Source organism: Pseudomonas sp. zfem002, from assembly GCF_032621685.1.
GTDB lineage: Bacteria > Pseudomonadota > Gammaproteobacteria > Pseudomonadales > Pseudomonadaceae > Aquipseudomonas > Aquipseudomonas japonica.
Map to the genome: position 1 here is coordinate 22473 of NZ_JAVYJH010000033.1, position 13954 is coordinate 36426.

Consider the following 13954-nt stretch of genomic DNA (forward strand, 5'->3'; position numbering starts at 1 on the left):
TGCCTGTTAGCGCTTTGGGGCTGCTTCGCAGCCCCGATCGGCTCACTCGACACGACTCGCGCCTGCCGGACATTAAAGATTCCTTCACCCATCCCGCCCTGCCACTCATCTACGCTGACCAGACCTCCCGTCTGGAACCCCGCCCATGGAAATGGACTGGCACCAAGCCCTGCAGGACAGCCTCATCTGGCTGGCAAGCGCCTGCATCATCACCTTCTTCGCCCTCGCCCTCTGCGCGAAACTGGCCATCCGCTGCACCCGCTGGGGCCAGCAGTTCTGGCAGATCGCCGGCCCTTACCTGAGCCCGAAACACAGTTGGCGACCATTGCTGACGTACAGCCTGCTGATCGTCCTGGCGCTGTTCGCGGTGCGCCTGAACGTGCTGTTTTCGTTCTGGTACAACGGTTTCTACAGTGCCCTGCAGGGCCTGGACCAGACCGCCTTCTGGTATCTGCTCGGGGTGTTCGCGGTGCTGGCGAGCATCCATGTGCTGCGTGCGCTGTTCACCTACTACGTGACCCAGGCCTTCACTATCCGCTGGCGCACCTGGCTCACCGAACGCCTGGCCCGCGACTGGATGGACGGCGACGCCTACTACCGCGGGCAGTTCCTGGAGCATCCCGTGGACAACCCGGACCAGCGTATCGAACTGGACGTGACCACCTTCGTCGCCGGCTCGGTCAGCCTGTCGCTGGGGGCGATCAGCGCGCTGGTGTCGCTGGTGGCCTTCACCGGGATTCTCTGGGGGCTGTCGGCGCCGCTGAGCGTGGCCGGGGTCGAGGTGCCGCGGGCGATGGTGTTCGCGGTGTACGTCTATGTGCTGGTCGCTACCTGGATCGCCTTCAAGCTGGGCAAGCCGCTGATCCGCCTGAACTTCCTCAACGAAAAACTCACGGCGAACTTCCGCTACGCCCTGATGCGCCTGCGCGAGTACGCGGAAAACGTCGCGTTCTACCAAGGCGCGGCCATCGAGCGCGATACCCTGCTGGGGCGCTTCATGGCGTTGATCCGCAATGTCTGGGCCCTGGTCTACCGGAACCTGAAGTTCGACGGCTTCAACCTCGCGGTCAGCCAGGTGGCGGTGGTGTTCCCCTTCATTCTCCAGGCGCCGCGCTTCTTCAGCGGGGCGATCAAGCTGGGCGACGTGATGCAGACCTCGCAGGCATTCGGCCAGGTGCAGGATTCGCTGTCGTTCTTCCGCGAGTCCTACGACACCTTCGCCCAATACCGCGCGACCCTCGACCGTCTCACCGGTTTCCTCGACGCCAACGCCGAGGCCCGCGCCCTGCCCCATGTACAGCGGGTCAACCAGGCCGACGCCCTGGAGATCCGCGGGATGCAGGTGATGCGCCCGGACGGCCATGCCTTGCTGAAGGATTTCGACCTGCGCCTGCACCCGGGTGATTCGCTGCTGATCAAGGGGCCTTCCGGTTGCGGCAAGACCACCCTGCTGCGCGCCGTGGCCGGGCTGTGGCCATATGCCGAGGGCGAGGTGCGCTGCCCGGGCGGCACCGAAGCGCTGTTCCTGTCGCAGCGACCGTACCTGCCGCTGGGCATGCTGCGCACGGCGGTGGCCTATCCCGCGCCGGGGTCACCGGACGATGACCAACGCCTGGGCCAGGCGCTGCGCGAGGTCAATCTCGGGCACCTGGTGGACAAGCTCGACGACAGCCACGACTGGGCACACATCCTCTCCGTCGGCGAGCAGCAGCGCCTGGCCTTTGCCCGGGTGCTGTTCAACAAACCGCGGATCGTGTTCCTCGACGAATCCACCTCAGCCATGGATGAAGGGCTGGAGCACGCGCTGTACGGCCTGCTGCGCGAGCGCATGGCCGACAGCATGCTGGTGAGCGTCGGCCATCGGGCGACCCTGGCGGGGTTTCACAGTCATCACCTGGAGCTGGATGGGCTGGGTGGCTGGAGGATCGCCTGAGCGGGTTTCGACGCCCCTGTCACGGGCAGGCGGGTTTCCAGCCGGTCTGGCGCAGCGCGTCCAGCAGGCGTTCCCCGCTCAGCCCCGGCACCAGCGCACCACTCGCGGTGCGCATGTCCACCCCGGCCAGCAGCGCATTGACGATCGCCTCCTCCACCGCCTCCGCCGCGGCGCGGAACAGCGGACTGATATGGTCGTTGTTGACCATCGCCACCGCCTGGGAAAACGCCACGCCGGAGCGTCCGTAGCCCACCGGTGGCAGTTGCTGGTCGGCGGTGGAGAAGGCCAGGAACAGGTCGCCGCTGGAGTCTTCGGTACCGCCGCCGGTGCGGGCGATGCCGATCGATGCGCGCTGCGCCAGGCGCTGGCATTGATGCGGCAACAGCGGCGCATCGGTGGCGAGCACCACCACGATCGAGCCCATGCCCGGCTCGCCGCGTTCGGCAAAGGGTGACGGCAGGTCGCCCAGCACTCGGCCGACCGGATAGCCATCGACGCGCAACTCCCGCCGCTGCCCATGGTTGGCCTGGACCAGCGCGCCCACCGTCCAGCCGCCCTGCGCCGCCGGCAGTTTGCGCGAGGCCGTGCCGATGCCGCCCTTGAATTCATGGCAGATCATCCCGGTGCCGCCGCCGACCGCGCCTTCGCTGACGGGCCCGGGCCGGGCATCGGCCAGCGCGGCCAGGACATGCTCGGGGCGTACGTGCTGCCCCCAGATATCGTTGAGCACGCCGTCATAGGTCTCCATCACCACCGGCATGCACCAGTAGGTGGACGGATCGGCCAGGCGGTCGCGCTCGGCGGCGATCAAGGCATCGCGCACCACGCCAACGCTGTGGGTATTGGTGATGCCGATCGGCGTGGTCAGCAGGCCCGCTTCGCGAATCCACTCCAGGCCGGTCGCATCGCCATTGCCGTTGAGGACATGGACCCCGGCGAAGCACGGCTGCAGACGCGCCTCGCCGGCGCGGGGCTGGATGATGGTGACACCGGTGCGGATCTGCTCGCCCTCGATCAGCGTGCAATGGCCGACACGGACGCCGGGGACATCGGTGATGGCGTTGAATTCGCCGGGGGTGCCGAGGCCGGTGGTGATGCCGAGTTGACGGGGGCGCATGGGGGCTCCTTGGGTTTGGTGCTTGAGTGCCTGACGGGAGATTGCGGTGGGGTTGCCGGGGGCCTGCCTTGAAGTTTATAGCGCTCTCCAGATCGAGCGCCGCCCGCGCGGCGCTCGATCTCAAGAGCGATACAGACCTCAAGACAGGCACCCTACCCCTGCCGCAACCACTCGATAAAACACGCAAACAACTCCGACTGCGAATTGATCTCCAGCTTCAGATACAGATTCTTGCGGTGCATGCGCACGGTCTCCGGCGAAATCCCCAGCTCGATGGCGGTGGATTTCACCGAGTGCCCGCGCAGGATCATCTGCGCAACTTGCCGCTCGCGGTCGGTCAGCACCTGGCAGCCGAAGCTGTCGAATGCCGCCTGCAAGCCGCCACGCTCGACGCCACCACCGGCTTCGGCCAGGCAGTGCAGACCATGCCGGCGCAGCACCTCGCGAACCATCGGCTCCACCGCACGCAGCAGGTCCAGCTGCGCATTGCTCAGGCGCGTGCCGCTGCAGCCCTGGAACAGGCTCAGGGACAGCTTGCGGTCCTCGCCGAGGTCGGCGATGAAGTAGCTGTCCTCGCTGCAGCCGGTGGCCAGGTAGTAGGTCTTGTAGTAGTCGCTGTCGAAGAAATGGTCCGGGGCGATCTCCGCCAGGTGGTAGAAACCCTCGGCCAGGCCGTTCTCTACCGCCAGGCAGAACGGATCGAGCAGGTAGCCAGCGGCGAAATAGCGCTTGAGCACGGCGTCGCGGTAGCGCTCGGGAATGCCCTGCTGATACAGCAGCTGCGGCGCGCGACCCCGGCATTCGAGGCTGATCATCATCGACTCCACCGACACCAGCTCGCCGATGGCCGCGGCCAGATGGGCCAGGGCGTCGTTCCGCTCGCAGTGGATCAGGGCGTTCTGCAACGCGGTATGCCAGCGCTGCAGGGTGGCGAAGGTCAGGGTGACGGGGGTATCGGGAGTGGCCTGGGTCATGCCCGGCAGTCTAGCCTGCCGGGCATGCTGGCGCACAGGGCGGCGCAGGCTGTTCATAGGCCGTGGTACAGGCCTTCGGCGCGCAGTTCGGCGGCGGTGTCGAGGATGCACTGGCGGAGGATCTCGACGATCTCGTCGATCTGGGCATGGGTGATCACCAGCGGCGGTGACATCACGTTCAGGTGCATGATCGGCCGCACCAGCAGGCCCTTGGCCTGAGCCTTGCGATGAATGCGCTCGCCGATGTTCACCGCGTCGGCGAACAGCGCCTTGCTGGCCTTGTCGGCGACGAATTCGACGCAGGCCATCAGCTTCAGGCAGCGCACATCACCCACCAGTGGCAGCTCGCGCAGGCTCGCCAGGCGCCGTTCCAGGTAGCCGCCGACGTCGTTGACATGGGCCAGCAGGTTCTCCCGCTCGATGATCTCGATGTTCTTCAAGGCCGCGGTGCAGCACACCGGATGGCCGCTGTAGGTGAAGCCGTGGGTGAAGCAGCGGCCCTTGCCCGGCTCGGCGATGACCTGCCAGATGCGCTCGGAGAAGATGCACGCCCCCAGCGGCAGGTAGGCCGAGGTCAGGCCCTTGGCGGTGGTGATGATGTCCGGCGTCACGCCGAACAGCTCCTCGCTGGCGAAGAAGGTGCCGAGGCGGCCGAACGAGGTCACCACTTCGTCGGCGACGAAGAGGATGTCGTAGGTCTGGCACAGCTCCCACATGCGCTTGAAGTAGCCTTCGGGCGGAATGATCACCCCGCCCGAGCCCATGATCGGCTCGGCGAAGAACGCCGCGACCTTGTCCGGGCCGAGGGAATGGATCCTGTCCTCGAACTCGGCCACCAGGAAGTCGAGGAACTCCGCCTCGTCCATGTCGTCCGGGGCGCGGTACGGGTTGGGGTTGGAGACGTGGTGGATCAGCTCGTTGGCGTAGTCGAACTCCGGCACCCGGTCGGCGGCCTTGTTGCCGATCGACATGGTCAGGGTGGTGGAGCCGTGGTAGGCGTTGTAGCGGGCGATGATGTGCTTCTTCTCCGGCTTGCCACGGCAGTTCTGGTAGTACTGGATCAGGCGGTAGGCGGTGTCCACCGCGGTGGAGCCGCCGGTGGTGAGGAACACATGGTTGAGGTCGCCCGGCGCCAGTTGCGCGAGCTTCTGGCAGAGCTGGATGGCGACGTCGTTGGCCATGTCCGAGAACGGGTTGGAATAGGCCAGGCGGCGCACCTGGTCGGCGATGGCCAGGGCCATTTCCTCGCGACCCAGGCCGATGTTGGTGCACCACATGCCGCCGACGGCGTCGAGGAAACGGTTGCCCTCGGTGTCGCGGATGTACGCGCCCTCCCCGGCGACGATGTTCAGCGCGCCCTGTTCGCGGTGCTCGTCGAACATGTGGTAGCCGTGCATGTAGTGGGCCTTGTCGGCTTCCACCAGAGGGTCGACGACGAAGCTCGGGTGCAGTGCGGTATTGGGCATGCTCATGGGCAGCTCCTTGCGGTACGGAATGGAGAAAGGAAATCAGTAGCCGGTCTTGACCGTGTTCCACACCCGGGTGATGGCGCGCATGTCCCGCGCCGACTGGGTCTTCTGGGCGAACAGGCGCTGGCGGGTGGCGTCATCGGGGTAGATGGTCGGGTCGTCGCGGATCTCGGCCTTGACCAGCGCGGTCGCCGCCGCATTGCTGTTGGCGTAGTGGATCAGGTTGGTCACTCCGGCCATGTTCTGCGGCTGCAGGAGGAACTCGATGAAGCGGTGCGCGTTGGCGACGTGGGGTGCGTCCTTGGGCAGGTAGAGGTTGTCGAACCAGATCAGCGAGCCTTCGCCGGGGATGAAGAACTTCAGGTGGATGTCCTTCTTCGCCTCTTCGGCGCGGGCCTGGGCGGTGGCGTAGTCGCCGGACCAGGTCAGGGCCAGGCAGACATCGCCGTTGGGCAGGCTGGTGAGGTAGTTCACCGAGTCGAACTTGCGGATGTACGGGCGGATATCCAGCAGCAGCTTCTGCGCGGCGTCGAGGTCGGCCGGGGTAGCGCTGTGCGGGTCCTTGCCGAGGTACTGCAGGGCCAGCGGGATGACTTCGCTGGGTGCGTCCATCAGGGTCACGCCGCAGTCGGCGAAGCGCGCGACGATCTTCGGATCGAAGAGCATGGCCAGCGAGCCGATGGGCGCGTCGGGCATGCGTGCCTTGATCTTGTCGACGTTGTAGGTGACGCCGGAGCTGCCCCAGGTGTAGGGCGCGGAGAACTTCAGGCCGGGGTCGTAGCCCTGGAGGCTGGCCAGCACCTGGGGATCGAGGTTGTTCCAGCTCGGCAGCAGCTGTTTGTCCAGGGGCTGGAACACCCCGGCCTTGATCAGCGGTGGCACCAGGGAGGCGTTGAGCATCACCAGGTCGTAGCCGGAGCGACCGGTGAGCAGTTTGGTCTGCACGGTCTCGTAGCCGTCGAAGGTGTCGTAGATCACCTTGATGCCGGTGGCCTTCTCGAAATCGGCCAGGGTGGTTTCGCCGATATAGTCGGTCCAGTTGTACAGCCTGAGCGTATTGCCGGTGTCCGCTTCACCGGCCAGGGCGAGCGTTGCCGCGCCTGCCAGGAGAAGACTGCCGATCACCTTTGGTGCCTTGCCCATAGCAACTCCATCGTGTGACTGCTCGGAATGAGCCGGTGGAATCACTATCGGGGGTTTGGCCTGGAGGGGACATAACCCGGATGGGGGGGTGGTCGTTTTTGGGTATGTCCGGCCTGGGACGCCGCCGGCCTTCTTTGATTCTGTAGGAGCTGGCTTGCCTGCGAAGGACCGCATAGCGGTCCCAGACTTCACCGCTATCGGGGACCGCTGCGCGGTCCTTCGCAGGCAAGCCAGCTCCTACAGGGTGATGGGCCGGCAATGCGTGTTATTTCAGGGGGTACAGCGCCTCATCGAACTGCCCCAGCCTGGGGAATTCCAGCGGCAGATCATCCGACAGCTGCTCCAGCCGCACCCGGTAATCCTCCAGGAAGCCCTTGCGCGCTTCGTCGCTGATATAGGGCACATGCCAGGCCACGAACGGCGCCAGCACCTCGAAGCCGACATAGGCCAGGGTCCCGCGCAGGATCGGCCGCAGCATGTCCTCCAGCGGCCCATGGATCGCACCCTCGCCGAACATGTGCTCGCGCCCGCCAAGGGTCACGGTGACCAGCGCGCGCTTGCCGGCCAGGCCACCCTGGTCGTAGAACCGCTTGCCGCCATAGCACACCCCCGACACCAGCACGCGGTCGATCCAGCCCTTGAGCATGGCCGGCGCGGAGAACCAGAAGATCGGGAAATTCAGCACCAGCAGGTCGGCCCACAGCAGTTTGTCCAGCTCCTGCTGGATATCCGCGGCGATGGAACCGCTCTTCACCCCCAGGCGCTGTTCCAGGGCATACACCAGGTACTCGGGATTCTCCCGGCTGGCGAAGTCGGCGGCGCTGGCCACCGGGTTCCAGCCCATGGCATAGAGGTCGCTGACCTTGACCTCGTGACCTTGCGCGCGGAAGGTCTCGACAGCCTGGTCCCGCAGCGCGGCGGTGAAGGATTGCGGCTCGGGATGAGCATGCACGATCAATACATTCATGAAGCGGTCCTTGTTGGAGTCAGTCAAACCTGCACAGCCTTGATTTCGACGAATTCGCCCAGCCCTTCCTCGCCCCACTCGCGGCCGTTGCCGGACTGCTTGTAGCCGCCGAAGGGCGCACGGTAGTTGAAGCCCGCACCATTGACAAAGCACTGCCCGGCGCGGATCCGCCGCGCCAGTTCCAGCCCCCGCTCGAAAGTGCCGGCCCAGACACCTCCGGACAGTCCGAATGGCGAGTCATTCGCCAGATCGATGGCCTCGGTTTCGTCGCGGTAAGGGATCAAGCACAGCACCGGCCCGAAGATTTCCTCCTGGGCGATGCGCATGCGGTTGTCGACCCCGGCGAACACCGTCGGCGCCACATAGAAGCCACGCTCCGGCAGCGCCTCGTCGCCGCACACCAGCCGCGCGCCCTCCGCCTGGCCGATGCCGATGTACTCCTGCACGGTGCGCCGTTGCGCCGCCGAGCACATCGGCCCGAGGAAACTGGCAGGGTCACGCGGATCGCCCATGACCAACGCCCGCGCCTCGGCCGCAGCGATCTCCACCGCCTCGGCATAGCGTTCGGCAGGCAGCAGCATGCGGGTCAGCGCGGTGCAGGTCTGCCCCGAATTGATCATCACGTCCTGCACGCCATGGCGCACGGCGGCGGCGAGGTCGGCATCCGCAGTGATCAGCAGCGGCGACTTGCCGCCCAGTTCCAGGCACACGCGCTTGACCGTCGGCGCCGCGGCCTGGGCCACACGCACGCCGGCGCCGGTGGAGCCGGTGAACGAGACCATGTCCACCAGCGGATGCCGGGCCAGCGCCTCGCCGACTTTCGAACCCGGCCCGCTGACCAGGTTGAACACCCCCGGCGGCAGGCCGATGGCGTCGATCATCTCGGCCAGCAGGAAGGCATGCAGCGGGGTTTCCTGGCTCGGCTTGACCACCACGGTGCAGCCCGCCGCCAACGCCGGTGCGAGCTTGCCAATCAGCTGGTGCAGCGGGTAGTTCCACGGATTGATGAAGGCGCAGACGCCCACGGCCTCGCGGTACACCTGCGAGTTGCCGACTTCATGCACACGGTCCATCAGCCCGGCCAGTTCGACGTACTGTTCAAGGCCAGTGACGGGCCCTTCGACCTGCACGCTGCGACACCACTGCACCGGCATGCCCAGCTCGGCGGTGATGACATCGGCCATGTCCGCGGCGCGGCTGCGCAACTGCTCGACCAGGGCGCGGATATAGCCGGCGCGCACGCTGGACGAGGTCCGCGACCAGTCGCCAAAGGCCCGGTGCGCCGCCTGCACGGCGCGTTCGACATCGGCCTGGTCGCCCAGCGGGACCCGGCCGGTCGCCCTTTCACTGGCCGGGTCGATCACCTCGGCCATGCCCTGCCCGCTCGGTGTGCGCCAGGCACCGTCGATGTACAGCCGCGAATACTCACGCATGGGCCTTGCTCTCCAGCAGCGCCGCGGCGCAACGGGCAATCCGCGTGCAGGCCTCCTGCAGTCCGGCGCTGTCCAGCACCAGGCCGAGGCGGATGTGCCCGGCCGCGCTGGGCCCGAAGGCCTCGCCGGCGAGCACGGAAACCCCCTCGGTCTCCAGCAGGTGCGAGGAAAACGCCTGGGCGCTGAGGCCGGTGGCGCGGATATCGACCATCACGAACATGCCGCCATCGGGCCTCACCACCTTGAGCCCGGGACTGGCCTGCAGCTGTGCGCAGACCAGCTCGCAGCGCTGGCGGTAGGTCTGGCGCATGCTTTCCACCTCCGGCAGTTCGTGCGACAGGGCCACCACCGCGGCGTCCTGGATGAAGTCCGGCAGGCCGTAGAGCATGCACAGCGCGAGGTTTTCCAGGTGCGCGGCCAGTTCGCGGGAGCCAATCACCCAGCCGACCCGCCAGCCAGTCATGGCGTGGGACTTGGACAGGCTGTTGATGGTCGCGGTGCGCTCGGCCATGCCCGGCAGGCTGGCCGGGCTGACGTGCTGGCCGTGGTACAGCAGCTCGCTGTAGACCTCGTCGGAGATCAGCCACAGGTCATGGGCCACGCACAGTTCGGCCAGGGCCTCCCAGGTGGCGCGCGGCAGGCTGGCGCCGGTGGGATTGTGCGGGCTGTTCAGGGCCAGGGCGCGGGTGCGCGGGGTGATGCGCGCGGCGACATCCGCCGGATCGACGCGAAAACCGTTCTCCGCACGCGCCGGGACGGTGACGATGCGCGCACCGCAGGCGCCGAACACCGCCTCGTAGGTGACGTACATCGGCTCCGGCACGATCACCTCGTCGCCCGCTTCGAGCACGCACTGGGCCACACAGAACAGCGCGCACTGGGCGCCGGCCAGCACGGTGACCTGGCCGGCATCCAGCGCCTGGCCGCTGCGCTGCCGGTAACGCCGGGCGATCGCTTCGCGCAGCGGTTGCTTGCCGCGGATATCGGAATAATGGGTATGACCGCCGCGCAGGCTGTCGACAGCCGCCTCGACGATGGGCTGCGGCGTGTCGAAATCCGGATCGCCCACCGACAGCAACAGCACGTCCCTGCCCTCGGCCCGCATGGCCAGGGCGCGGTAGTGAATCTCCCAGGCGGCGGCACCGTCACCGGCGATACGCTGGGTCAGACTGGAAAAACGCATGGCAAAGCTCCTATTTCAGCGGGCACAGGCGTGCTTGAGTTCGATCAGGGTCACGCCGTTGCGGGCGAAGCCGCTGCGCAGCTCCTGCTGCAGCTCGTCGAGGCTGGCCGGTTGCGCCACGTGGCAACCAAACGCGCGGCCGAGGCCGGCGAAATCCGGGTTGCGCGGCAGCACGCCGATCGGCTCGATATCCAGGCCGAGCATGTCATCGCGGATCTGCCCAAGGGCATCGTTGTTCCACAACAGCACCACCAGCGGGCGGTCCAGTTCCTCCACGGCGGTGGCCAGTTCCTGGGCGGTGTAGAGGAACCCGCCGTCACCGACCAGCACCAGGCCCGGACGCCCGTCGCCGCCAAACATTGCGCCGATTCCCGCCGGCAGCCCGTAGCCCAGGGTTCCGTAACCGGTCGGATGCAGCCAGCTGCGCGGCGCGCGGCTGGCGAAAGCATAGTTGCCGGTGTAGGCCAGCTGGGTCATGTCGGTGCTGATGAAGGCGTTTTCCGGCAGTTCCGCGGCCACCCGGTCGAGGATCGCCTGGTGAATGCCCTGCAGCGGCCCGTGCCCGACGCGGATGGCCTGGCGCAGGCCGGCGACCGCCGCGATGGCTGCCGCAGGCTCGCGGCAGGTGTCCGGCAGCCGTTGGAGAATCCCCGCCAGGGTCTGCCGGGCATCGCCGTGCAGGGCCAGGGCGCAGGGATAGAAGTCGTTGAACTTGCGCGGATCGATATCCACCCGCAGCAAGTCGCCACTCAGCGGCAGGCGCTCGCGCCAGAAATCGGTGTCGGCCATCTCGGTGCCCACCGCCAGGACCACATCGGCCTCGGCGATCAGTTGCCAGCCCGGCTCGACGCACAGGCTGGCCCCGGCATTCAACGGTGCATCCGGCGCCAGCAGGCCCTTGCCGGCGACGCTGGTGAAGAGCGGCGCGGCCAGGCGGGTGCTCAGTCGCTGCAACTGCGCTGAAGCGTCGATGGCGCCGCCGCCGGCGATGATCATCGGTCGTTTCGCCGCCGCCAGACGTGCCGCGGCCCGGTCCAGCAGCTCAGGCGACGGCACGCCACGGCCCGGACGGCGCACTACCTCGTTGCTCCAGTCGTGGGGCACCGGCGCCGCCAGCACATCCAGCGGCACGGAAATATGCACCGGCCGCGGGCGCTCGCTGTCGAACACCGCCCAGGCACGGGCGATCAGCTGCGGCAGGTCCGCGGCGCTCAGGGCCACGGCGGAAAACGCGGTGATCGGCGCGGTCATGGCGCGCTGGTCCTGGGTTTCGTGCAGGCAGCCCCAGCCTTTGCCGAGGCTGGAGGTGTGGTTGACGCTGGAAATCACCAGCAGCGGCACCGAGTCGGCATAGGCCTGGCCGATGGCGGTGGCGGCGTTGGTCACCCCCGGCCCGGTGATGACGAAGCACACCCCCGGCTTGCCGCTGACCCGGGCATAGCCGTCGGCCATGAAGCCGGCGCCCTGCTCGTGGCGGGTCAGGACATGGCGGATGCCGCTGCCGGGCAGGCCGCGGTACAGCTCCAGGGTGTGCACGCCGGGGATGCCGAACACCGTGTCGACGCCGTAGTTGGCCAGCAGGCGCACCAGGGCCTGGCCGCCGGTCAGGGTGGATTCATGCATGTTCGTCTCCTTGTACCTGGCCGAGGCGGATCAGCGCGTCGACCGCGGTGGTGCCCTGGGCACCGACCATCAATGGGTTCACATCCAGCTCCAGCAGGCGCCCGGCGTTTTCGCAGGCGTAGTCGGCCACGGCGCGGATCGCCGCGACCACCGCATCCAGATCCGCCGCGGGACGCCCGCGGAAGCCCTGCAGCAATGCCGCGCTGCGCAGGCGGAGCACGGCCTGGCGGATAGCGCCGTCGGTGGTCGGCAGCAGCAGGCTGACGCTGTCCTTGAGCAGTTCCACCAGCACGCCGCCGGCGCCGATCACCAGGGCCAGGGCGAAATCGTTCTCGCGCTTGATGCCGACGATCAGTTCCGCCAGCGGCGCTGCGGCCATGGGCTCCAGGAGCACCCGGGCGAACGGCACATCCGGGGCGTAGGCGGCGATGCGCTCGCGCATGGTCGCCAGCGCGCTGTCCACGGCCCGGGCATCCTTGAGGTTCAGGGCCACGGCACCGGCTTCGGTCTTGTGCGGCAGCTGGGCGCTGACGGCCTTGAGGACCAGCGGGAAACCGACGCCGGCAGCATCGGCGGCGGCCCGCTCCGGCGTACTCAGCACGCCAGCGGGAACGTTGAGGCCGAAGGCGCGCAGGGCCTGTTTCGACTGCCATTCGTCCAGCAACTCGGCCTCGCCCGATAGCGCAGCGGGGCACAGCGGCACCAGCGCCGACTCGCCCAGGGCCAGCAGGCGCCGGCGCTCCTGCTGCCAGGCGACGATCCGGCCCCACGCGGCCAGACCGTCCTCGACCCCCTGCAGGGCGGCGATGCCCCGGGCATGCAGGCGTTCGCGGGCCTTGGCCGGCAGCAGCTCGGGCAAGGCCGAGGTGACGAAACCGGTCTTGCCATGGCGCTGCAGCGCCGCGAGGAACAGCTCCAGGATCAGGTCGCATTCCTTGCGCTCGCCGGTGAACTCGGCGGGATAGTCCAGCACCAGCATGGCCGCGTCGGCATCGCTGGTCAGGGCGGCGTCGAGCATGCTGCGCAGCGCCACCTCGTCGCCCCAGATCGCCGTGGTGAAATCCAGCGGATTGACCAGGTTGGCGTAGGCCGGCAGCACTTCGGCCAACTGCGCCACCTGACCGTGGGCGAGTTTCGGCAGATCCAGGCGATTGCGCTCGGCATAGTCGGCGATCAGCCCGGCATCGCCGCCGGAACAGGCCAGCGCGACCAGTTTGTCGCCCGTTGGCAACTGGCCGCAGGCGGCGGCCTTGAGGGTTTCGATAAAACTCACCGGGCCGCTGACACGGATCACCCCGAGGCGGCGGAACAGGCTGTCGTACAGGGCGTCGGAGCCGGACAGCGAGCTGGTATGACTGAGCGCCAGCTCGGCGCCGATCTGCGACACGCCGGTCTTCAGCGCAACGACCGGGATACCCTTCTCCAGCGCCTTGTGCGCCGCGCGGGCAAAGCCCGGCACGTTCTTCAGGCCTTCCAGATGCAAGCCGATGGCGGTCACCCGCGGATCGTCGAGCAGCACGTCCATCAGCTCGGCGACGCCCAGTTGCGCCTGGTTGCCCACCGAGGCCATGTAGGCCACCGGCAGCGAACGGTCGCTCATGGACAGGTTGTAGGCGAAGTTGCCGCTCTGGGTCAGCACCGCCACGCCCTGCTCCACCTTGCGCCCGCCATGGGCCACCGGCCACAGGGCGGCGCACTGCAGGTAGTCGAGCAGGCCGTAGCAGTTGGGGCCGAGCAAGGCCATGCTGCCCGCCGCCTGCAGCAATTGCCGCTGCAGGCGCTGGCCTTCCTCGCCGGTCTCGGCGAAGCCCGAGGCGTAGCAGATGGCGCCGCCGGCGCCGATGGCGGCCAGTTCACCGACGCACTGCAGGGTCAGCTCGCGGTTGGTGGCGATGAACACCGCGTCCGGCCCGCAGGGCAGCTCGGCGACACTGGCCACGCAAGGCACGCCGTCGATGCTCGGGTGCTGCGGGTTGACCAGCCACATCTGCCCGGCAAAGCCGCCGTCGGCGCAGCGGCGCAGGGCTCGGGCCATGCTCCGGCCGCCAATGAAGGCCAGGTGCCGCGGGGCCAGCAGGCGCTTGAGGTTGTCACGAATGGATGGCGACATGG

10 protein-coding genes are annotated in these 13954 nt (G+C 67.7%); 1 reads left to right on the plus strand and 9 read right to left on the minus strand.

The genetic code is table 11. The annotated features are described in order from the left end of the window. Positions 1–145: 145 nt before the first annotated feature. Entirely contained in the window at positions 146–1933 is a 1788-nt protein-coding gene (locus RTI28_RS27465; RefSeq protein ID WP_316923426.1) for an ABC transporter ATP-binding protein/permease, read from the plus strand. A 19-nt stretch (positions 1934–1952) separates the two neighbouring features. Here RTI28_RS27465 and RTI28_RS27470 read toward each other — a convergent pair whose 3' ends face one another. The 9 genes from RTI28_RS27470 to RTI28_RS27510 all read right to left on the minus strand — a co-directional run bounded on the left by RTI28_RS27470 (position 1953) and on the right by RTI28_RS27510 (position 13952). Next, a complete protein-coding gene (locus RTI28_RS27470; protein ID WP_316923427.1) occupies positions 1953–3050 on the minus strand; it encodes a P1 family peptidase in 1098 nt (365 codons plus the stop codon). A gap of 152 nt (positions 3051–3202) precedes the next feature. Continuing rightward, entirely contained in the window at positions 3203–4024 is an 822-nt protein-coding gene (locus RTI28_RS27475) for a helix-turn-helix transcriptional regulator (protein ID WP_316923428.1), read from the minus strand. Between the two features lie 53 nt (positions 4025–4077). After that, on the minus strand, positions 4078–5490 hold the full coding sequence (locus RTI28_RS27480; protein WP_316923450.1) for an aminotransferase: 1413 nt from the start codon (positions 5488–5490) through the stop codon (positions 4078–4080). Between the two features lie 42 nt (positions 5491–5532). Next, a complete protein-coding gene (locus tag RTI28_RS27485) occupies positions 5533–6636 on the minus strand; it encodes a polyamine ABC transporter substrate-binding protein (RefSeq protein WP_316923429.1) in 1104 nt (367 codons plus the stop codon). Between the two features lie 265 nt (positions 6637–6901). Next, complete coding sequence (locus RTI28_RS27490; protein ID WP_316923430.1) at positions 6902–7603, minus strand: NAD(P)H-dependent oxidoreductase; 702 nt, start codon at positions 7601–7603, stop codon at positions 6902–6904. Positions 7604–7626: 23 nt separating this feature from the next. Further along, the gene (locus tag RTI28_RS27495; RefSeq protein ID WP_316923431.1) at positions 7627–9036 is read right to left on the minus strand and encodes an aldehyde dehydrogenase family protein; all 1410 of its coding nucleotides are present in this window, start codon (positions 9034–9036) and stop codon (positions 7627–7629) included. Next, the gene (locus RTI28_RS27500) at positions 9029–10219 is read right to left on the minus strand and encodes a pyridoxal phosphate-dependent aminotransferase (protein ID WP_316923432.1); all 1191 of its coding nucleotides are present in this window, start codon (positions 10217–10219) and stop codon (positions 9029–9031) included. The genes RTI28_RS27495 and RTI28_RS27500 overlap by 8 nt, the downstream gene beginning before the upstream one ends. Before the next feature lie 15 nt (positions 10220–10234). Then, positions 10235–11842, minus strand: coding sequence for a 5-guanidino-2-oxopentanoate decarboxylase (locus RTI28_RS27505; protein WP_316923433.1), 1608 nt, complete (start codon positions 11840–11842; stop codon positions 10235–10237). Beyond that, positions 11835–13952 (minus strand): acetate--CoA ligase family protein, encoded by a 2118-nt coding sequence (locus RTI28_RS27510; protein ID WP_316923434.1) that lies wholly within the window; start codon positions 13950–13952, stop codon positions 11835–11837. Before RTI28_RS27510 ends, RTI28_RS27505 begins: the two co-directional genes overlap by 8 nt. Positions 13953–13954: the final 2 nt, after the last annotated feature.

Excerpts from the sequence above, each read along its gene's own strand:
- RTI28_RS27465 (WP_316923426.1), top strand. The coding sequence starts at position 146 with ATGGAAATGGACTGGCACCAAGCCCTGCAGGACAGCCTCATCTGGCTG.
- RTI28_RS27470 (WP_316923427.1), bottom strand. The coding sequence starts at position 3,050 with ATGCGCCCCCGTCAACTCGGCATCACCACCGGCCTCGGCACCCCCGGC.
- RTI28_RS27475 (WP_316923428.1), bottom strand. The coding sequence starts at position 4,024 with ATGACCCAGGCCACTCCCGATACCCCCGTCACCCTGACCTTCGCCACC.
- RTI28_RS27480 (WP_316923450.1), bottom strand. The coding sequence starts at position 5,490 with ATGCCCAATACCGCACTGCACCCGAGCTTCGTCGTCGACCCTCTGGTG.
- RTI28_RS27485 (WP_316923429.1), bottom strand. The coding sequence starts at position 6,636 with ATGGGCAAGGCACCAAAGGTGATCGGCAGTCTTCTCCTGGCAGGCGCG.
- RTI28_RS27490 (WP_316923430.1), bottom strand. The coding sequence starts at position 7,603 with ATGAATGTATTGATCGTGCATGCTCATCCCGAGCCGCAATCCTTCACC.
- RTI28_RS27495 (WP_316923431.1), bottom strand. The coding sequence starts at position 9,036 with ATGCGTGAGTATTCGCGGCTGTACATCGACGGTGCCTGGCGCACACCG.
- RTI28_RS27500 (WP_316923432.1), bottom strand. The coding sequence starts at position 10,219 with ATGCGTTTTTCCAGTCTGACCCAGCGTATCGCCGGTGACGGTGCCGCC.
- RTI28_RS27505 (WP_316923433.1), bottom strand. The coding sequence starts at position 11,842 with ATGCATGAATCCACCCTGACCGGCGGCCAGGCCCTGGTGCGCCTGCTG.
- RTI28_RS27510 (WP_316923434.1), bottom strand. The coding sequence starts at position 13,952 with ATGTCGCCATCCATTCGTGACAACCTCAAGCGCCTGCTGGCCCCGCGG.